Here is an 18,054-nt window from a genome sequence, read left to right as displayed (position 1 = left end):
GCGGGTCCGGCCGCTCCGGGCCCGCGGGAACCACAAAGGGGAGAACCGTGACGCACGTGTCCGAGCGCAGCGGCGCAGGATCCAGCCCGACGGGCGCCGGCGGCGACCGCCAGCCCTGGTCGGCGGGGTCCGGCCGGACGCAGCGCAAACGCTCGGTCTCGTACGCCGACGCCGGGGTGTCGATCGAGGCGGGCGACCGCGCGGTCGAGCTGCTCAAGTCCAAGGTCAAGGAGACCCGGCGCCCCGAGGTCATGGGTGACCTGGGCGGCTTCGCCGGCCTGTTCCGGCTGGACACGAAGAAGTACAAGAACCCGATCCTGGCCTCCTCGACCGACGGCGTGGGCACCAAGCTGGTGATCGCCCAGCAGCTCGACATCCACGACACGGTCGGCATCGACCTGGTCGCCATGGTCGTCGACGACCTGGTGGCCTGCGGCGCCGAGCCGCTGTTCCTGCTCGACTACATCGCCACCGGCGAGGTCGTGCCGGACAAGGTCGCCGAGATCGGCGCCGGCATCGCGGACGGCTGCCGGTACGCCGGCTGCGCGCTGCTGGGTGGCGAGACCGCCGAGCACCCGGGCGTGCTGCGCCCCGACGAGTACGACATCTCGGCCACCGGCGTCGGCGTGGTGGAGGAGAGCGAGATCCTCAGCCCGGAGCGGGTCGAGGTGGGCGACGTGGTGATCGCGATGCGCTCGTCCGGCCTGCACTCCAACGGCTACTCGCTGGTCCGGCACGTGCTGCTCGGCGCCGGCCGGATGCGGCTGGACGTGGTGATCGACGACTTCGGCCGCCAGCGGACGCTCGGCGAGGAGCTGCTCACCCCGACCAAGATCTACGCGCAGGACTGCCTGAAGCTGATCGCCGAGGCCGAGGTGCGGGCGCTGGCCCACGTCACCGGCGGCGGCATCCCCGGCAACCTGGTCCGGGTGCTGCCCGAGCACGTCGACGCGGTGGTGAACCGCTCCACCTGGAAGCCGCAGCCGATCTTCGACCTGATCCAGACCAAGGGCCGGATCGAGGACCCGGAGATGGAGGCGACGTTCAACATGGGCGTCGGTATGTTCGCGATCGTCTCCGCCGAGGACGCCGACCGCGCGCTGGCCACCCTGACCGGTCGCGGCGTGGACGCCTGGCAGGCCGGCGAGATCATCGAGGGGTCCGGCAACGTGCAGATGGTCGGGCAGCACACCCGAGGCTGATCACCCTGCGCCGATCGGCCGGGCACGTGATCGGGGGTTCACCCGAGCGGTCGCCGCGGCCTAGCCTGGAGGTTCGGTTTTCAGGCAGGCGGGGGAGGTGCTGATGGCTGCGCGCACACCCGGAGGGATGCGGGGCATCGCCGCCGTCCCGTCGTACGTGGTGATGCAGCCGACGACGCTGTGCAACCTCGACTGCGCCTACTGCTACCTCCCCTTCCGAGCCGCCGACAGGCGGATGCCGGTGGCCGTCGCCGAGGCGGTGGCGGCGTCGGTGAAACCGTGGGCGGCGGGCGGTCGCTTCTCCGTGGTCTGGCACGGGGGCGAGCCGCTCGCGGCCGGCCGGGAGCACCTGGCCGCGCTGCTGGCGCCGTTCGGGCCCGACGTCGAGCACCACGTGCAGACCAACGCCACGCTGATCGACGACGCCTGGTGCGCGTTCTTCACCGAGCACCGGGTGCGGGTCAGCGTCAGCGTGGACGGGCCGCGGGCGCGCAACGGCGAGCGGGTCACCCGGGGCGGGCGGCCCGCGTACGACCGGATCGTGGCGGGCGTCGCGGCGCTGCGCCACCACGGCCTGCCGTTCTCGGCGCTCGCCGTGGTCTCGCGGCCGGAGCCGGGCCTGGCGACCGAGCTGTACGACTACTTCCTCGACCTGGGCTGCGACGTGCTCGGCGTCAACATCGAGGAGACCGAGGGCGTCAACACCCGGACGAACGCCCGCGACGAGGGCGCTGTCACCGGGTTCTGGGCGGAGCTGGTGGCGGCGTGGCGCCGGGATCCCCGGATCCACCTGCGTGAGGTGGAGTGGTCGCTGCGGTACGCGGGCGCGGTGCTGGCCGGCACCGCCGACGACCTGCTGCCGCGCAGTCTCGACCCGATCCCGACGGTCGGGCACGACGGCTCGGTGGTGGTGCTCTCGCCCGAGCTGGCCGGTTTCACCGACCCCCGGTACGGCGACTTCGCCAGCGGGAACGTGCTCACCACGCCGCTCGGCGACATCCTCGCCGGCGCGGCCGGTACGCCGTGGGTGGACGAGTTCCTCACCGGCGTGGAGGCGTGCCGGGCGTCCTGCGCGTACTTCGGGTTCTGTGGCGGTGGGCACGCCGCCAACCGTTACTTCGAGCTGGGGCGTTTCGACGGTACGGAGACCGAGCACTGCCGGAACAGCAAGATCCGCCTACTGGAGGGAGTGTTGGAGCATGCCCGAGACCATCAGTGACACCGACCGGGAGGCGATCGCCGACCGGGTGCGGGACGCCGCTGCGGGGCTTACCGCTCTGCTCCACGAGGCGGAGGCGGCGCGGCTGCTGCGGGCCGAGGTGTCGGGCGGTGACGGCGCCGGCGCGGTCTGCGCGTGGAACCACTTCGAGAACATCCCGACGTTCTACAACTGGAACAACCGGCCGCGCTGAGGGGACGGTTCCGGGATCAAGGACCTGCCGGCGCGTCGGAGCGGACGCCCCGGAGCGCCGGCAGGTCCCTGATCGTCGGTCGTACGCCGGCTCGGCAGAGCACATGCGTGAGCACGCGGGGGTTACCGCGTGCTCAGATGTGACCGGAGGTCAGCGGGTCGGACGAGCCCAGGTGTCCGGGTCGTCGTCCGCGTGGTCCTCGTCATCGTCGTCGACATACTCTTTGTAGTCGTCGTCGAAGTTGTGCTCAGACTTTCCACTACCCGCCAGTTCGCGCTGCAAGGCGGTTAGGTCGGTGTTCGGGGAGTGGTACTTCAACTCCCGGGCCACCTTCGTCTGCTTGGCCTTAGCACGGCCGCGCCCCATGGCTCGACCCCCTCGCACAGAATGCGGGGCAGCCCGAAGGCGGGCCCCGATGACGTCAGGCATCTCTCGTGGCTCTTACGGTACATGGGGATGCCATCGTTCGGCACCTCGGGTCACCGTCGACCGGACCTGCGCGTCGCAGTGGTCCAGCCGTCACAAAGTGTACCGGGTAAGGGGTAAGCCCCGGGGCTGGCCGTGACACCGGACATACCGGTACGAACGAACCGAGAATCAGCTTAACGCGCACGGCCTCCGGGGGTGGAGCGCCGCCCCGCCCCCGGAGGTGAGCTTCACCGCAGGTGGATCGTGCGCAGCCGGCCCACCTCGGCCATCCGCCGCTCGGCGAGCCGGTCCGCGGCGACCGCCGGCGGCACGCCCTCGTCGTCGGCGAGCTGGAGGATCTGCCGGGTGGTGTCGAAGATCCGGGTGGCGCGCAGCTTGGCGCGGTCGAAGTTGAAGCCCTCGATCTCGTCGGCGACCTGGATCACGCCGCCGGCGTTCACCACGTAGTCCGGGGTGTAGAGGATGCCCCGGTCGGCGAGCACCTTCTCGATGCCCGGGTGGGCGAGCTGGTTGTTCGCCGCTCCGGTGACCACCTTCGCCCGCAGCACCGGCACGGTGTCGTCGTTCAGCGCGCCGCCGAGCGCGCACGGGGCGTACACGTCGATGTCGGAGGCCACCAGCGCCTCGGTGTCGTCGACCAGGGTGACCTGCGGGTGGGTGGTGCGCGCCCACTCCAGGGCGCGCGGGTTGACGTCGGTCGCCACGACCTCGGCGCCGTCGTCGAGCAGGTGGGCGGTCAGGTACTTGCCGACCTTGCCCAGCCCGGCCACGCCGACCCGCCGGCCGGCCAGCGTCGGGCTGCCCCAGACGTGCTCGGCGGCGGCCCGCATGCCCTGGAACACGCCCCAGGCGGTGAGGATCGAGGAGTCGCCCGCGCCGCCGTGCTCCACGCTGCGGCCGGTCACGTAGCGGGTCTCCCGGGCGATCACATCCATGTCCGCCACGTAGGTGCCCACGTCACAGGCGGTGTAGTAGCGGCCGTTCAGCGACTCGACGAAGCGGCCGTACGCGCGCAGCAGCGCCTCGCTCTTGATCTGCTCGGGGTCACCCCAGATGACCGCCTTGCCGCCACCGAGGTCGAGGTTCGCCAGGGCGTTCTTGTAGGCCATGCCGCGCGAGAGGTCGAGCACGTCGGCGAGGGCCTCGGCCTCGCTGGCGTACGGGTAGAACCGGGTGCCGCCGAGCGCGGGGCCCAGCGCGGTGGAGTAGATCCCGATGATCGCCTTCAGGCCGGACTGCTTGTCCTGGCAGAACACGACCTGCTCGTGCCCCGTGGAGACGGGGTCGTCGGTACTGGCGAATACGCCCATGGCTGACTCCTGTGTCGGTGTGCGCCCTTGTGGGGCGCGGAACCTGGTGGCACGCCGGCGGGATGCTGCCGGTGTCGTTGAGCCTAATATCGGCCCGAACCGTACTGTCGCGCATGTCACGCCACGGGCCCGAGGGCGGCGACGGGCGGTCCCGTCTCGTGGGAGGATCGCGCCGTGCCGTCGCTTTTCGCTTCATACCTGCGCGTGTACGAGCCGCTCACCGCCTTCGACCGGGACCGGCAGTCGTACTGGCGCCGGTACGTCAGCGAGGGCCGCGCCATCGCTCCGCTGGAGGGGCCGGTACGGCAGCGGACCGCGGTGATCGAGGCGCTCGGCGCCGGCTGGACCCGGCTGCCCGACCTGCCCGACGAGGCGTACGTGCTGGAGTCCGACGACGCGCTGCTGGTCTGCCCGTGGAACCTGCGTATCCGGGTCGCCGAGGCGGCGCTGAGCGCCCGCGACGGCGTGCCCTCTGTGCTGGCCGACGCGTTCGTGCCGCCGGTGCTCGCCGGGCAGGCCAAGGCCGTGGTGGAGGACTGGCGCAGCGGCGCCCGGGTGCTGGAGCACGGGGTGCCCCGGGTGCACGAGCAGATCGCCACGTGGGGCGTGCCGCTGCGCTGGTTCGTGCTGTTCGAGGCCGGCGAGCGGCACCTGGTCACCGAGCCGGAGCGGCGGGCGCTGCGCTACCGCACCGAGATCTCCAAGGCGCGCCGCCGGGCGTCCCGGGCGCTGTCCGTGCTGCGCAAGTCGATCGGCGAGGCGCCGATCACCGAGGCGGTCGAGGAGGCTGCCCGGTGGCTGGAGGAGTTCCACCCGCGCTCGGTGGTCGAGCTGGACTACGGCGGCCTGGTGCAACTGCTGCCGGACGAGACGCTGGAGGCCGACGACTCGACCGAGTTGGTGGCCACCGGACTGTCCGGACTGGGCCGGGGCGAAGCCGAGGAGGCGTCCGCCGCGTACGACAAGCTGGTGGCCCGCTGGCGCGCGGTGCAACTGCTGGAGCGCTGCAACTGACGCCCGGTTTGCCCCGCTAAGTGGTCTTGGACACGAGAGTGTCTCGTAGCTGATGCATCACGAACCGTGATCATGAGTCCGAATAAGGTACTTTCTGCGGCATAAAAGTCGTAAAAATCGGGCATGGTTCATCCGTCCGTCTAGGGACCTTCAGCCGTTCGGCCCATGTCGGACATCGGGGACTAGCCGGACCATGGGAGACGCGTCGGCCGGCGGGACCCCGGCCGATGTCTATACATGTGGAGGAGTGACCCCGATGGCATCGCGAACGCACGAACCTGAGCCGCTACTCACACCGGCCGAGGTGGCGTCGATGTTCCGTGTCGACCCGAAGACGGTGACCCGGTGGGCGAAGGCTGGCAAGCTCAGTGCCATCCGGACCCTGGGCGGCCACCGCCGCTACCGCGAGTCGGAGGTTCGGGCCCTGCTGCAGGGGCAGATCCCCCAGCAGCGCCAGGGAGACTGACGAACCGGCGTTCTCCGGCGTTCCGATCAGGGGCGGTGCCGTCGCGGCGCCGCCCTTAATCGCGTCCGGAGGCCGATCCGTCCAGCACGATCCGCAGCCCCACGGTGCCGCCCTCACCCCGGCGGAGCCGGCTGCCCAGCAGGCTCAGCCGCCCGATCAGCCGGTACTTCTGCTTGAGCAGCCCTCGTACCCGGTTCGTGCTCTCCGGGTCGGCGATCGTCGCGTGACCCGGCACCGCCTCGCCGTGCGGCCGACCGCGCACGTCGCACGGCGCCACAGTCACCCGGCCGTCGCGCCGGATGCGCTTCACCTTGCCGGAGTCGGCGACCGTCCACACCGCCAGCCCGTCACCGTCGCGTACCGCCCACACCGGAGTCGGCACCGCCCGGCCGTCCTTGCGGAACGTGGTGAGCAGGACGTACTTCTCCGCCGCCAGGCGGTCCAGGTCGGTCACGCCGCCAAGGATACGGCGGCGACGGCGCCGCCGACCCCCGGATAGCGTTGCGGGCATGACCGGGGAACCCGAGATCGGCGACGTGTTCGGCGAGATGATCCGCGACGCGTACGCGGTCGCCACCGGGATCGGACCGCGCCCGATGGCCGGCGGCCGCCTGCCCCGCCCGGTCATCGAGATCATCGAGCGCGACGACGGGCTGATCAACGGCGCGCCCGCCGGGCACTACCTGGACCCGCCGCAGCGGTGGCAGCCGCACGACCACCGGGCCGTGGACCGGGTACGGGGGCACGTGCTCGACGTCGGCGTCGGCGCCGGCCGGGTCGCGCTGCACCTGCAGGAGCGCGGCGTGCCGGTCACCGGGCTGGACACCTCGCTCGGCGCGCTGCGGGTCAGCCGCCACCGGGGCGTACGCGACCTGGTGCACGGCACAGTCGACGAGCACGCCGCCGACGGCCGCCGGTACGACACGTTCCTGCTGCTCGGCAACAACCTCGGGCTGTTCGAGGGGCGGGAACGCGCCCCGGCGATGCTGGCCGCGCTCGCCGCGCTGGCCCGCCCCGGCGCCCGGGTGATCGCCCACGGCACCGACCCGTACGGCACCACCGACCCGGTGCACACCGCCTACCACGAGCGCAACCGCCGGCGCGGCCGGCTCGGCGGGCAACTGCGGCTGCGGTTGCGCTACCGGCTGCTCGGCACCGAGTGGTTCGACTACCTGGTCTGCTCGCCCGACGAGTTCGCCGAGCTGGTCCACGGCTCACAGTGGCGACTGGCCGACGTGGACGACACCGACCATCCCTACTACCTCGCCACGCTGGAGTTGCGGCGTTAGGAAGGGCCCCTTTCAAGCGCCTACGCGTTAAGAAGGGGCCCTTCCTTACAGCTCAGACCTGGACGGTGGGGGTGGTCTGCTCCGGGGGCAGCCCGCCGTCGCCGTCGACCACCTCGTCCGGGGTGCCGTCCTCGTCGATGTCCACCATGGTGATGTCCACCTTGCCGTCACCGTCGGTGTCGAACTGGAACAGGTCGGCCTTGCCGTCGCCGTCGGTGTCCACCACCCAGACGTCGGTCTTGCCGTCGTTGTTGGTGTCCGCACGAAGCAGGTCCACCCGCTCGTCGCCGCGGGTCTCGACCGTCTCGGTGCTCTCCGCGCTCTCCGGTGCCTGGCTCATCTCGTTCCTTCCTTCGGCGTTGAGGGCCGTCCTTACCCCGTCCGCTCCGCCCCCACGCATCCCCGGCGGCCCGGCCATGCATAGGGTCGCATGCAGGAACGAGCGAGCGGACGGGCCCGGCGGCGGAGACCCCGCGCGCCCCCGCCGCGGCGAGGGGACGTCGATGAGTGGTCGTTTTGTGGTCGTCGGGGCCGGCACCATGGGCCTCGGCATCGCGTACGTGGCGGCGGGCGCCGGGTACGCGGTCGAACTGGTCGAGGTCGACCCCGCCCGGGGCGCCGAGGCCGTCCGCCGGCTCGGCGAGCTGTGGGACCGGGGCGTGCAGCGCGGCAAGCTGACCTCCGAGGCCGCCACCGCCAACCGTGCCCGCGTCACGCTGCGGGCCGGGCTCGCCGAGGTGGCCGAGGGCGCCGACGTGATCGTGGAGGCGGTGCCCGAGCGGCTCGACCTGAAGCGTGCGGTGCTGCGCGAGGCGGAGAGCCGCCGGCCGGCGCTGCTGGGCAGCAACACGTCCAGCATCCCGATCGCCGAACTGGCCGCCGGGCTGGAGCGTCCCGCCGACTTCGTCGGGTTGCACTTCTTCAATCCGGTGTGGGCGATGGCGCTGCTCGAAGTAGTGGTCGGCCCGGCCACCGCGCCGCCGACCACCGAGGCGGCCGTCGCGCTCGCCGGTCGGCTGGGCAAGGACCCCGTCGTCGTACGCGACATGCCCGGCTTCGCCACCTCCCGGCTCGGCGTCACGCTCGGCCTGGAGGCGATCCGGATGGTGGCCGACGAGGTCGCGAGCCCGGCCGACATCGACAAGGCGATGGTGCTCGGCTACCGGCACCCCATCGGCCCGCTGGAGCTGACCGACCTGGTCGGGCTGGACGTGCGGCTCGACATCGCGCGCACGCTCCAGGCCGCGTACGGGGACCGCTTCGCGCCGCCGCCGCTGCTCGTCGAGATGGTCGCCGCCGGAAAGCTGGGCAAGAAGTCGGGGCAGGGCTTCTACACGTGGAAGGACGGCCAGAAGAAATGAGTGGGCTGCGGATCGAGGAGCTGCCGGACCGGCTCGTGGTGACGCTGGACCGGCCGGAGAAGCGCAACGCCATCGACGCCGACCTGGTGGGCGAGCTGCACGCGGTCTGCGCCGACCTGGAGGCGCGTCCCCGGCTGCTGCTGCTCACCGGCGGGACGGCGGGCATCTTCGCCGGGGGCGCCGACATCGCCCAGCTCCGCGAGCGTGGCCGGCTGGACGCGCTGGCCGCCATCAACCAGGGCGTCTTCGCCCGCATCCGGGCGCTGCCGATGCCCACAGTCGCCGCCGTCGACGGGCCGGCGCTGGGCGGCGGCGCCGAGCTGGCGTACGCCTGCGATCTCCGGGTGTGCACGGACCGCGCGGTGTTCGGCCAGCCCGAGGTACGGCTGGGCATCCTGGCCGGCGCCGGCGCGACCTACCGGCTGCCGGCGCTGATCGGTGAGGCCCGGGCCAAGGAACTGCTGTTCACCGGCCGGCGGGTGGACGCCGAGGAGGCGCTGCGGATCGGGCTGGTGAACCGGGTGGTGGCCGACCCGACGGAGCTGCTGCCCACCGCGCACGGCCTGCTCGACGAGATGGCCAAGGGTTCCGCGCTGGCGCTGCGGCTGACCAAGATGGCGGTGGACGCCCCGGCGGCCGCGCACCCGCAGCTCGACCTGCTCAGCCAGGCGGTGCTCTTCGAGGACGAGGAGAAGCACCGGCGGATGACCGAGTTCCTGGACCGGCGCGGGACGCGCTGAGACCACGGGGAGACGACGAGGGCCGCACCGGTGTCTTCCGGTGCGGCCCTTCACGTCGGTGCGTCTCAGCGCTTGATGTCGACTCCCGCGTCGTCGAGCGCCGGGATCGCCGGCGCCGACTCGGCGAAGCCGATGAGCAGCAGCGCCTCCGGTCCGAAGTCCTTGATCTCCTTGGCGATGCCGGTGAAGTCGACTGGCGTCTTCGGGTCCGCCGGCGGCTCGTAGGTCAGCAGCTTGACCCGGTCCGCGCCGATCCCGGCCTTCTCCAGCTCCGAGCGGACGTTCTCCTGGAGGCCCTCGCCGTACGAGTCCTTACGGGCCAGAATCGCGATCTTGCGCGGCCCGTCCCGGAGCATCACGTCGGCCAGCGCGCGACCCTGGAGGCTGTCCGGCGGGGCGGTACGGAAGTAGAGGCCCTTGTCGTCCACAGCGCTCAGCCCCGCGTCGGTGTTCGACGGGGAGAACAGGATCCGCCCGGCGGCCACCACGTCCGGCAGCACGGCCCGGGAGATGCCGGAGCCGCCCGCGCCGATGATGACCTGGACGCCCTTGCTGACGTGCGATGCGACGGTGGCCTTGGCGACTTCCGGGTTGGTGCCGTCGTCGCCGTCCACCCACTTCACCGGCTCACCGAGCACACCACCGGCGGCGTTGACCTCGCGGAGCGCCAGCGCGGCGCCCGCGGCCAGCGGCGGGTACGCCAGCGCCAGGTCACCGGTCCTCGGCAGCAGCCCGCCGAGGACCAGCGGAGCGTCCTTGGCCTTGCCGTCGCGCGGCTTCCGACCGCGCGGCGGAGCCTTGGTGCTCGCCCCGGACTCCTCGCCGGCGCCGACGAACTCGGTCTTGCTGTCGTCGATCTTCTGGTTGTCGAAGTGCATCGTGCCGTAGCTCGCGGTCGCCGGCTCGCCGGTGTCGGTGAACCCGGCGCGGGTCAGTGACACACCCCGGTACTCGATGTCCCGGCCCGCGCGGGCGAGCTGGAGGCAGGCCGCCACCTCGTCGCAGCGTTCGCCGCCGGTGGTCACCCCGATGATCTGCTCGGCGATCTCGGCCGGCGCGGTGGTGCCGGCGAGCTGGGCGGCCAGCGCGCTGATCACGACCGCGTCGTAGGACTCGGCGGAGTAGAGGAAGTCACCCAGCTTCGGGTCTACGGCGAGTAGTCGTTCCTTGAAGCTCTCGGGCAGCGGAGTGAGGGGCGTGGTGCCCTTCATCCCGTTCACCAGATCCGCCCGGTCCTTGAGCTCCGCGGGGTACGAATTGAGCATGTTGCCGTCGGTGCCGTAGAGGCGTACCTGGGTGGCAGGCGCTTCCTCCGGCTCGTCGCTCCCGCAGGCGCTCGTGGCGAGCAGGAGCGCCGCGCAGGCCATGGACAGGGCCGCGCGCGACGTGCGTGTTCTCAGCATGGTCGTCCTTCCTCCGGCGAAGGTCCGCTGCGCACCTTAGCGTGCTCGCGCGGCGTGCGGGACTGTGGAGTCGGCTCCGTCGGCACCCCGACTGCGGGTATCACTCTGCGTGGTCGACGGGCCGTTACCTGGTCACCGCTTGACCCCCGGCGATACTGTTCCGCGGGTGAACGACGAAGCACAGCAGACGCTCGACGACGCGACCGCCGTGCTCCGTTCCGCCCTCGCCGGTGACGGCGCCGGCGTGGTGGGCACGTTCGACGCGGTGGTGGACCGCTCCGGCCTCGCCGGGGCGTACGGAGTGGCGTGGTGCCTGGCCGCCACCATGCTCGGCGACGACACCCCGGGCGGCGGCGCCGCCCTCGACTTCCCCGGCATCGACCAGGCCGACTACGACACCCGCTGGGTGGCCCGCTTCGTCAGCGCCTGCGCCAACGACGACGCGGACACCGGTGAGGCGCTGTTCGGGGCGGCCGCGGCCGACGGGCTGCTGCCCGACTGCCTGCTCACCCTCGCCGGCTCGACCATCGCCACGCTGCGCAGCCGGTCGGACTGAGCCCGGCGCGCGGCAACGCGCCCCGGCTGTGGTAGCTGTGGGTGCATGTCCGAGGCGATGCTCAGCAAGGTGCGCAAGCTGCTCGCCCAAGCCGAGGACCCGGCCTGCACACCCGCCGAGTCGGCCGCCTTCATGGCCAAGGCCACCGAGCTGATCGCCCGCTACGGCGTCGACCGGGCGCTGCTCGCCGCACGCGACCCGGCCGCCGACCCGGTCGGTGACCGGACCGTCGACGTCGTCGCGCCGTACGCCCGGGACAAGGCCGGCCTGCTCGCGGCGGTCGCCGAACCGCTGCGCTGCCGATGCGTACGCCGCCGGCAGGGCAACGGCTTCGTCATGCACCTGTTCGGCTTCGCCAGCGACCTGGAACGGGTCGAGCTGCTGTTCACCTCGCTGCTGGTGCAGGCCGCGCACGGGCTGGCGGGTGCCGTCGTACCGGCCGGGGAGCACCCGGCAGCGTTCCGGCGTACCTGGCTGGCCGGGTTCGCGTACGTCGTCGCGGAACGACTGCGCGCGGCCGAGAGCAAGGCGGTGGCGGAGTCGGGTGGACCCTCCACGGCTCTGGTGCTCGCCGACCGCTCCGATCGCGTCCAGCGCCGGGTCGCCGAGGCGTACCCCCGGTTGCGGACCGCCCCGCGACGACGGCTGGCGGGCGGTGGCTTCGGTTCCGGCGCGGACGCCGGCCGCCGGGCCGACCTCGGCGGCACCGGCGTGGGAGGAACCGGTGCGGCGCCCGGTATCGCCGGCTGACCGGGCGCCGGCGCGGTTCGGCTGCTGACCGGATACGCCCGCTCGGCGCGGGTCAGGCGGCGGTGCGGGCGACGGTCGCCAGGTAGCGGCAGAGCAGTTCGTGCCAGCCCGCGGTGAGCGCCTCGCGGTAGCCCTCGGCCGCGGTACCGTGCCGGTCGAAGTAGCGGTGCTCGACGTCCACCCGGGTCCGCTCCGGACCGTCGGCGTGGAACAGGACCTCCACCTCGCTGGCCCGCGCCGGATCCGGCACCGGCACCCGGTCCGGGCCGATCTGCCACGTGAAGACCAGACGCCGGGGCGGATCCCAGGTCAGCACGCGGCCCCAGTCGTTGCGGAAGCCGTACGGGCCGATCTCGTAGAGCATGCCGCCGGCCCGCGGCTCGATGCCGATCGCGGCGAGCGCATCCGGGCCGGACCAGGTGTATTCACGCACCCACCAGTCGGCGAGCGCGCCGGTGAAGACGGCGTACGCCCGCTCGGCGGACGCCGGGGCGAGGAGGCTGCTGCGGAGGGAGAAGCGGTCGGATTCCTGCCGAACCTCATCCGGATCGGCCATCTCCTGTCCCATAGGTCCGGACCATACCGGCTCATGTCCCGGTGCGCAGCTTCCGTACCGCCCGCTTCCGGACACCGGGAACACCGGTTCCCGACAGCGCCATCCGGCGGGATCGGCGGCCCACGGGGAGGCTCTGGCGAGGCTTCCGTGCGGGCCTGGCAGGGCTTCCGTGTGGCGCGGGCGGGTCGGGTGCCGTCGATGGCCGGGGCGCGACGGATGCCGTACCGGAAAGCGGGTAAGCGCCGCCGACCGGACCGATGGGAGAGCGGGGAGCATGAGCGACAGCCGAGCCACCGAACCAGTGCCGGACCCCGGCTACGAGCCGCCCACCTCGCCGGGGCGTCCCGACCCGGAGCCGGACGTCCTGCTCGACGTGCCGGAGTTGACGGTCGACGAGATCCGGCTCAAGGTGGACGGGCTCGACGCCGACCTGTCGTTGCGCGCCCGGCTGGCCAACCTGCTCCAGCTCGACGCCGGGGTCCGGGTGCACCTGGAGGGCGTCGAGCTGGACATCACCGGGGTACGCGCCGAGGCGCTGCTCAAGGTGCGGCTGGAGAAGCTGGTGCAGATCCTGGACCGGGCGCTGACCACCATCGACCGCAACCCGCAGCTGATCGACGCGTTGGCCCGCTCGGCCGGGGTCGCCCTGGAGGACGTACACCGGCTCGCCGCGCCGGTGGTGGACCAGACCGGACGTACGGTGGCCGCAGCCGGCGAGGTGGTCGAGCGCACCGCTCCGGCGGTGGTGGATCGGGCGGTGCCGGCGGCCGGTGAGGTGGTCGATCGGGCGGGTCCGGCGGTGTCCGGCCCGATCGAGGCACCCGAACCGCCCCAGCGCCCGGCGCGGACGGAGTCCCCACCGGCGGTTGGTGGCGATCGGCCGAAGCCGTCACCGGAGCCCGGTGCCGGGCGGACCGAGCCGCCGTCCAGTGCCGGCCGGGCCGACTCGCCACCGGCGCCTGACGCCGGCCGGGCGGAGTCGCCGTCCAGTGCCGGGCGTACGGAGTCGCAGTCGAGTGCGGGGCGTGCGGAGTCGCCGTCCGGTGCCGGGCGGGAGGGCAAGGCGGAGTCCGAGCGCACTGCCGGATCGGAACCGGGCGCCGGCGCGGGCTCGTCGGCCGACCGTTCCGGCGAGAAGAAGCGCGGCTCGGAGCGAACCGGCCAGCAGACGAGCGCCGCCGCCGAGGCGGCTCAGCTGGCGGGACAGGCCGGACAGGCGCTCCGGCAGGCAGGCCGAAGCGTCTGGGAGGCGATCCAGGGCAGCCCCGGCCAGAACCGCCGCCCTCCCAGGTCCTGACCCGCGCCTCCTGCCCGCCCAGCCCGCTGCCGCTCTGTCCGTCCCGTCCCGCCCCACCCCACTCCGTTGATCAAGGAGTTTGTGTCAGATTCGCCGGTCCCGGATGACACGAACTCCTTGATCACCCGGCGGGATCGAGCGCCGCGCCTCAGTCGGCACGGGCTTCCGGCTGATCCGGTGCGGTGGCGTGAGGTGTCGCCTGCTGGAGGTGGCGACGGAGGAGTTCCTGGAGCGCGGCGATCTCGGAGTGCAGGGCCTGACGTCCCTCCCGGGTGATCCGGATCCACGTCCGCGGACGGCGGCCGTGGTAACCCTTCTCCACCTCGATCAGGCGCGCCTCCTCCAGTACGGTGAGGTGCCGGGACAGGTTGCCCGCGGTGAGTTCGAGGGCCTCCCGGAGATAGGCCACCTCCACCCGCTCACCTTCGGCGGCGATGGTCAGGATGCCGAGCCGGTGCCGCTGGTGGACCGTGTCGTCGAGACCGTTCGTCGGGAATGGCCCGCTCGCGCGAGGGTCGTCCACGGTGCTCACGATTACCGATTGTGCTGCTTCTTCGCGACGGCGAGCGCCAGGCCCCCGCCGATCAGCAGAACCGGTGCCGGAAACAGGGCGGCCAGCATGAAGCTGAACCGGGTCAGATCGCCCGGTTGCAGGTCGGCGATCTGGAACCAGGCGTTCACGGCGACGAGCACGACGGTGTAGAGCCCGACGACCACCCACAGGCGGCGGCTGCGTTCCAGGTGGGCGAGGACCGCCAGGCCCACGGCGATCACGAGGTGCGGCAGCATGCCCCGATTGGCGAGGCCGAGCAGCGGACCGGTCAGCCAACCGATGCCGCCCGACACCGGTGCGCTCGTGTTGAACAGCAGGAACTCCAGGACGACCGGAAGGGCGAGGCCCACGAGCGTGCCCGCCAGGCCGGCGATGACGTACGCCCGGGTCGGCGTCTGCACGCCGGTTCGCCGCCCGTGCCAGCGGTACCAGGCCAGGGCGGCCAGATAGCCGCCGACGAGCGCGACCAGCCAGTACCAGCCCAGGGCGGCCGACTTCTCCAGAAAGCCGCCGCCGAGACCGGTCAGGGCAGGGCCGTCGGACCCGGCGCGCAGCGCGGGTGGCTCCGCCGACTCGACGTACAGCGGCGCGGCCGCCGCGATGAGCACCCCGAAGAGCAGGAGCGGAAGCCAGTAGGCCTGACGGGCCGCCCGGGCCCGCCGGCGGAGGGTGGCCATCGAGGCGAGTAGTTCCTGAGCGCTGTCCTCACGAGGTGACTCGGACCGCATGATTCCTCCGGTAGCCGAACCGCTGTTGTCCAAACAGGTTTGCATCGCAAACCAAATACCGCAAGAGACAGCGTTGTTTAGATGTTTCTCTAGGTTGACAGGCTTCGAAGTAGGAGGCACAGTGGAGGCTGCTTCGACAACAATCTAGACAGGGAGTTCGCATGTCTCGCGTTCAGCTCGCCCTCCGCGTGTCCGACCTCGAAGGCTCCGTCGCCTTCTACAGCAAGCTGTTCGGCGTCGAGCCCGCCAAGCGCCGCCCCGGCTACGCCAACTTCGCCGTGGAGAACCCGCCGCTGAAGCTCGTACTCCTCGAAGGTGAGCCCGGCCGGCCGACGGTGATGGACCACCTCGGGGTCGAGGTGTCCACCACCGCGGAGGTCAACGCCGCGACCAGCCGGCTCAGCGAGTCCGGCCTGATCACCCGGGAGGAGAACGACACCGAGTGCTGCTACGCGCTCCAGGACAAGGTGTGGGTGCGCGGCCCCGGCGACGAGCCGTGGGAGGTCTACACGGTCAAGGCCGACTCGCCGCAGCTGCAGAAGGCGACCGAGAGCGCCTGCTGCGCCTCGAACACCGCCGAGCAGCCCGTCGCGGTCTGACCCGGACGCGGCAGGGATCCCCTTCGGCGTGTCCGCCGGTGGGGATCCCTGCCGCCGATACAGCTACGCGGCGTGAGCGTCGAGCCCTAACGCGACCGGACCACGGCCGTGACCTCGACCTCGAGCACAGCGCCCGGCAGGAAGAGCTTGCTGATCTCGACAGTCGTGCTCGCCGGCGGCGGGGTACCCGGGAAGAGACGGCGCCGGACGGCCGCGTACGCCGGGAGGTCAGCCAGGTCCGTCATGAACGTGCGGATGTGCAGCACGTCGTCGAAGCTCGCACCGTGCGCCGCGAGCACGCCGCCCACGATCTCGAAGATCCGTTCGGCCTGGGCGCCCGGGTCTCCGGGGGCCACCACCTCGCCGCCGTCGTCGACGGCGACCTGTCCGGCGAGCATCAGCAGCGCGCCGCCGCCGACATCGATCCGGGCGACGTGCGCGAAGCGGTCGCCGAAGGGGGCGGCGACGGATGCGGGGTTGTCCAGGGTGAGGTGCATCAGCATCCCTTCAGGAAGTCGGCTGAGACGAGGGAGGAGAGATCCGCGTCCTGGTCCGGCGCGGCCTGCATCAGGTCGAGGGCGGCCTCCAGCACGGGAGCCGGCACCGGGCGGCGCAGCGCCAGCCGCGCATCCTTCGCCGCCAACGCGACTGCGAACGAGGCGCCCGGCGCGGTGACCCGTCCGACCGCGCCGGCAAGGGCCCCACGGCCGAGCACGTCGAGGGCGGTCTGCCTGTCGACACCGAGCGCCGCGGCGACAGCCAGCGCGTCGTGCAGCGCGGCGACAGCCGTCACCAGGCCCGTGTTCGCGACTAGCTTGACGGCCGCGCCTGCGCCGATCGGCCCACAGTGACGGACCGAACCGAGTTGCTCCAGCACCGGAGCCGCCCTCTGCACGGCATCGGCGGGGCCGCCCGCGAAGATCGCCAGCGTGCCGGCCCGGGCGGCGTTGACGCTGCCGCCGACGGGGGCGTCGAGGAGCGAGACGCCCGCCGGAAGCCGGCCCGCCACTGCTCGGACTTCGTCCGGCCCGATCGTCGACATCTGCACCACGACCGTCCCGGGTCGGAGTGCGGCGGCGGCGCCGTCCGGCCCGAACAGCACCGTCTCGACCGCGCCGGCGTCGGTGAGCATCACGACGACGACGTCGGCCCCGTCGACTGCGGCGGACGGGCTCGCGGCCACCGTCGCGCCGGCCGCTGCCAGCGGCTCCGAACGCTCCGGGCTGCGGTTCCACACCCGGACCCGGTTGCCACCGGCCAGGAGGCGGCGCGCGATCGGCGTACCCATGTGTCCTGTCCCGAGGACCGCGATGATCTCCACGCGGTAACGCTAGGCCGGGGCAAGCAATGCGACCAACGAATGTCTCGCATGCCTGCCATGCGTGATTACCATGCCCGGCATGGAGACTCAGCTGCTGGAGGTGTTCCGCACCGTCGCGCGGCACGGCTCGATCACGACCGCCGCCCGCGCCCTCAGCTTCACCCAGTCGGCTGTCTCCCGGCAGATCGCCGCGCTCGAGGCCGACATCGGCGCTCGGCTCTTCGACCGGCTGCCCCGCGGCGTCGCCCTCACCGAGGAGGGGCGAGAGCTGCTTCCGCACGCCGAGGCGATCCTCGACCGGCTCGCCGCGGCCCGGCGGGACCTCGACGACCTGCGCGGGCTCGGCCGGGGGCGGCTGCGTGTGGGTGCCTTCCCGACCGCTGTCGCGGCTCTCGTACCCCGGGCGATGGCGTCGTTCCGCTCGGCCTACCCCGAGATCTCGTTGTCGCTCGTCGAGGGTGTGACGCCGCGGCTCCTGGAGCGCCTGCTCGCGGAGGAGGCGGATGTGGCAGTGGTCAGCACCTCGCCCACGGGCGAGCTGGACCGCGAACGATTCGACCTGCGACATCTGCTCGACGAGCGGCTCCTGGTCGCGGTCGCGCGTGACCACCGGCTCGCACGCCGCCGCTCGGTGCGCCTTGCGGACCTCGCCCAGGACGCGTTCGTCGTGGGCTCGGCCACCGCGGAGAACAGCCTGCTCCGCGCAAGCCTGCCCAGCGGCTTCTCGCCGCGCATCGAGATCGTCGCGGCCGAGTGGACCGGCAAGCTGGGATGCGTCGCCGCCGGGTTGGGGGTGGCTCTGGTTCCGGCCCTGGCGGTACGCGGAACCCCGCCGGACATCGCCCTGCTACGCCTGCACCCGGACGACGAGTCGGTACGGCAGATATTCGCGGCGACCGTGCGGGGCCGGACGCCGCCGCCGGCGGTCACGCATTTTCTCGAGCATCTGCGGGCTGAGGCGGCTCACCTGGGCTGACCACGTCACGTCAGCCATGCCCGGAACGGACAGACGGGCTTGCCGGGGTGAAAAGCAGAACGCCGACCTGCGTTCCCGCTGGTCGGCGCTCC

General features: G+C 72.3%; 23 protein-coding genes. 13 read left to right on the top strand and 10 right to left on the bottom strand.

What is annotated here, in order from left to right; translation table 11 throughout:
- The first annotated feature begins 47 nt into the window (after positions 1-47).
- From purM to amcA, 3 genes are all read left to right on the top strand, one after another.
- Complete coding sequence (gene purM / locus Q3W68_RS07440) at positions 48-1,202, top strand: phosphoribosylformylglycinamidine cyclo-ligase (RefSeq protein WP_302904714.1); 1,155 nt, start codon at positions 48-50, stop codon at positions 1,200-1,202.
- Positions 1,203-1,329: 127 nt separating this feature from the next.
- Positions 1,330-2,421 carry a cyclophane-forming radical SAM peptide maturase AmcB gene (amcB, locus tag Q3W68_RS07435; protein ID WP_302904979.1) on the top strand — a complete coding sequence of 364 codons (1,092 nt, stop codon included), beginning with the start codon at positions 1,330-1,332 and terminating at the stop codon, positions 2,419-2,421.
- A complete protein-coding gene (amcA, locus tag Q3W68_RS07430) occupies positions 2,402-2,614 on the top strand; it encodes a multiple cyclophane-containing RiPP AmcA (protein WP_302904713.1) in 213 nt (70 codons plus the stop codon). The genes amcB and amcA overlap by 20 nt, the downstream gene beginning before the upstream one ends.
- Positions 2,615-2,764: 150 nt before the next feature.
- Here amcA and Q3W68_RS07425 read toward each other — a convergent pair whose 3' ends face one another.
- Both Q3W68_RS07425 and Q3W68_RS07420 read right to left on the bottom strand, forming a co-directional pair.
- A complete protein-coding gene (locus Q3W68_RS07425) occupies positions 2,765-2,980 on the bottom strand; it encodes a DUF3073 domain-containing protein (protein WP_013283429.1) in 216 nt (71 codons plus the stop codon).
- 290 nt (positions 2,981-3,270) lie between these two features.
- On the bottom strand, positions 3,271-4,353 hold the full coding sequence (locus Q3W68_RS07420; protein WP_302904712.1) for a Glu/Leu/Phe/Val dehydrogenase: 1,083 nt from the start codon (positions 4,351-4,353) through the stop codon (positions 3,271-3,273).
- Positions 4,354-4,527: 174 nt separating this feature from the next.
- Here Q3W68_RS07420 and Q3W68_RS07415 point away from each other — a divergent pair, with 174 nt between their 5' ends.
- Both Q3W68_RS07415 and Q3W68_RS07410 read left to right on the top strand, forming a co-directional pair.
- Positions 4,528-5,367: a hypothetical protein gene (locus tag Q3W68_RS07415; protein ID WP_013283431.1), complete on the top strand. Its 840-nt coding sequence runs from the start codon at positions 4,528-4,530 to the stop codon at positions 5,365-5,367.
- A 256-nt stretch (positions 5,368-5,623) separates the two neighbouring features.
- A complete protein-coding gene (locus Q3W68_RS07410; RefSeq protein ID WP_007073996.1) occupies positions 5,624-5,833 on the top strand; it encodes a BldC family transcriptional regulator in 210 nt (69 codons plus the stop codon).
- Between the two features lie 55 nt (positions 5,834-5,888).
- Here Q3W68_RS07410 and Q3W68_RS07405 read toward each other — a convergent pair whose 3' ends face one another.
- The gene (locus Q3W68_RS07405) at positions 5,889-6,287 is read right to left on the bottom strand and encodes a PPOX class F420-dependent oxidoreductase (protein ID WP_302904711.1); all 399 of its coding nucleotides are present in this window, start codon (positions 6,285-6,287) and stop codon (positions 5,889-5,891) included.
- A 55-nt stretch (positions 6,288-6,342) separates the two neighbouring features.
- Between Q3W68_RS07405 and Q3W68_RS07400 the strand changes: the two genes are divergently transcribed.
- Positions 6,343-7,122 (top strand): bifunctional 2-polyprenyl-6-hydroxyphenol methylase/3-demethylubiquinol 3-O-methyltransferase UbiG, encoded by a 780-nt coding sequence (locus tag Q3W68_RS07400; RefSeq protein ID WP_302904710.1) that lies wholly within the window; start codon positions 6,343-6,345, stop codon positions 7,120-7,122.
- Between the two features lie 52 nt (positions 7,123-7,174).
- Here the strand turns inward: Q3W68_RS07400 and Q3W68_RS07395 are convergent, their stop codons facing one another.
- On the bottom strand, positions 7,175-7,462 hold the full coding sequence (locus Q3W68_RS07395; RefSeq protein WP_013283434.1) for a hypothetical protein: 288 nt from the start codon (positions 7,460-7,462) through the stop codon (positions 7,175-7,177).
- Positions 7,463-7,625: 163 nt separating this feature from the next.
- Here Q3W68_RS07395 and Q3W68_RS07390 point away from each other — a divergent pair, with 163 nt between their 5' ends.
- Entirely contained in the window at positions 7,626-8,483 is an 858-nt protein-coding gene (locus Q3W68_RS07390) for a 3-hydroxyacyl-CoA dehydrogenase family protein (RefSeq protein ID WP_302904709.1), read from the top strand.
- Positions 8,480-9,223: an enoyl-CoA hydratase/isomerase family protein gene (locus Q3W68_RS07385; RefSeq protein ID WP_302904708.1), complete on the top strand. Its 744-nt coding sequence runs from the start codon at positions 8,480-8,482 to the stop codon at positions 9,221-9,223. Before Q3W68_RS07390 ends, Q3W68_RS07385 begins: the two co-directional genes overlap by 4 nt.
- A 65-nt stretch (positions 9,224-9,288) precedes the next feature.
- On the opposite strand, the gene Q3W68_RS07380 is transcribed toward Q3W68_RS07385, so the two are convergent.
- On the bottom strand, positions 9,289-10,626 hold the full coding sequence (locus Q3W68_RS07380) for an ABC transporter substrate-binding protein (protein WP_302904707.1): 1,338 nt from the start codon (positions 10,624-10,626) through the stop codon (positions 9,289-9,291).
- Between the two features lie 166 nt (positions 10,627-10,792).
- Here Q3W68_RS07380 and Q3W68_RS07375 point away from each other — a divergent pair, with 166 nt between their 5' ends.
- Entirely contained in the window at positions 10,793-11,182 is a 390-nt protein-coding gene (locus Q3W68_RS07375; RefSeq protein ID WP_013283438.1) for a hypothetical protein, read from the top strand.
- A gap of 45 nt (positions 11,183-11,227) precedes the next feature.
- Complete coding sequence (locus Q3W68_RS07370; protein WP_302904706.1) at positions 11,228-11,932, top strand: DUF2786 domain-containing protein; 705 nt, start codon at positions 11,228-11,230, stop codon at positions 11,930-11,932.
- A 52-nt stretch (positions 11,933-11,984) separates the two neighbouring features.
- On the opposite strand, the gene Q3W68_RS07365 is transcribed toward Q3W68_RS07370, so the two are convergent.
- A complete protein-coding gene (locus tag Q3W68_RS07365; protein ID WP_302904705.1) occupies positions 11,985-12,500 on the bottom strand; it encodes an SRPBCC family protein in 516 nt (171 codons plus the stop codon).
- A 262-nt stretch (positions 12,501-12,762) separates the two neighbouring features.
- Between Q3W68_RS07365 and Q3W68_RS07360 the strand changes: the two genes are divergently transcribed.
- Positions 12,763-13,785, top strand: coding sequence for a hypothetical protein (locus Q3W68_RS07360; RefSeq protein ID WP_302904704.1), 1,023 nt, complete (start codon positions 12,763-12,765; stop codon positions 13,783-13,785).
- A 148-nt stretch (positions 13,786-13,933) separates the two neighbouring features.
- On the opposite strand, the gene Q3W68_RS07355 is transcribed toward Q3W68_RS07360, so the two are convergent.
- Both Q3W68_RS07355 and Q3W68_RS07350 read right to left on the bottom strand, forming a co-directional pair.
- A complete protein-coding gene (locus Q3W68_RS07355) occupies positions 13,934-14,317 on the bottom strand; it encodes a transcriptional regulator (RefSeq protein ID WP_302904703.1) in 384 nt (127 codons plus the stop codon).
- Positions 14,318-14,319: 2 nt separating this feature from the next.
- Positions 14,320-15,015: a hypothetical protein gene (locus Q3W68_RS07350; protein ID WP_302904701.1), complete on the bottom strand. Its 696-nt coding sequence runs from the start codon at positions 15,013-15,015 to the stop codon at positions 14,320-14,322.
- Between the two features lie 212 nt (positions 15,016-15,227).
- Between Q3W68_RS07350 and Q3W68_RS07345 the strand changes: the two genes are divergently transcribed.
- Positions 15,228-15,665, top strand: a complete 438-nt coding sequence (locus Q3W68_RS07345) for an ArsI/CadI family heavy metal resistance metalloenzyme (RefSeq protein ID WP_302904700.1) — start codon at positions 15,228-15,230, stop codon at positions 15,663-15,665.
- Between the two features lie 86 nt (positions 15,666-15,751).
- Here Q3W68_RS07345 and Q3W68_RS07340 read toward each other — a convergent pair whose 3' ends face one another.
- Both Q3W68_RS07340 and Q3W68_RS07335 read right to left on the bottom strand, forming a co-directional pair.
- A complete protein-coding gene (locus Q3W68_RS07340) occupies positions 15,752-16,162 on the bottom strand; it encodes a RidA family protein (protein WP_302904699.1) in 411 nt (136 codons plus the stop codon).
- A complete protein-coding gene (locus Q3W68_RS07335) occupies positions 16,162-16,986 on the bottom strand; it encodes an NAD(P)-dependent oxidoreductase (protein ID WP_302904698.1) in 825 nt (274 codons plus the stop codon). Before Q3W68_RS07335 ends, Q3W68_RS07340 begins: the two co-directional genes overlap by 1 nt.
- Before the next feature lie 79 nt (positions 16,987-17,065).
- Here Q3W68_RS07335 and Q3W68_RS07330 point away from each other — a divergent pair, with 79 nt between their 5' ends.
- The gene (locus tag Q3W68_RS07330) at positions 17,066-17,962 is read left to right on the top strand and encodes a LysR family transcriptional regulator (RefSeq protein WP_302904697.1); all 897 of its coding nucleotides are present in this window, start codon (positions 17,066-17,068) and stop codon (positions 17,960-17,962) included.
- Positions 17,963-18,054 lie beyond the last annotated feature (92 nt).

The sequence above is a fragment of the Micromonospora sp. C28ISP2-4 genome (genome assembly GCF_030519385.1).
GTDB classification, from domain to species: domain Bacteria; phylum Actinomycetota; class Actinomycetes; order Mycobacteriales; family Micromonosporaceae; genus Micromonospora; species Micromonospora tulbaghiae.
Note: the sequence above shows the minus strand (reverse complement) of the source record. Positions and strands in the feature narration are given on the sequence as shown.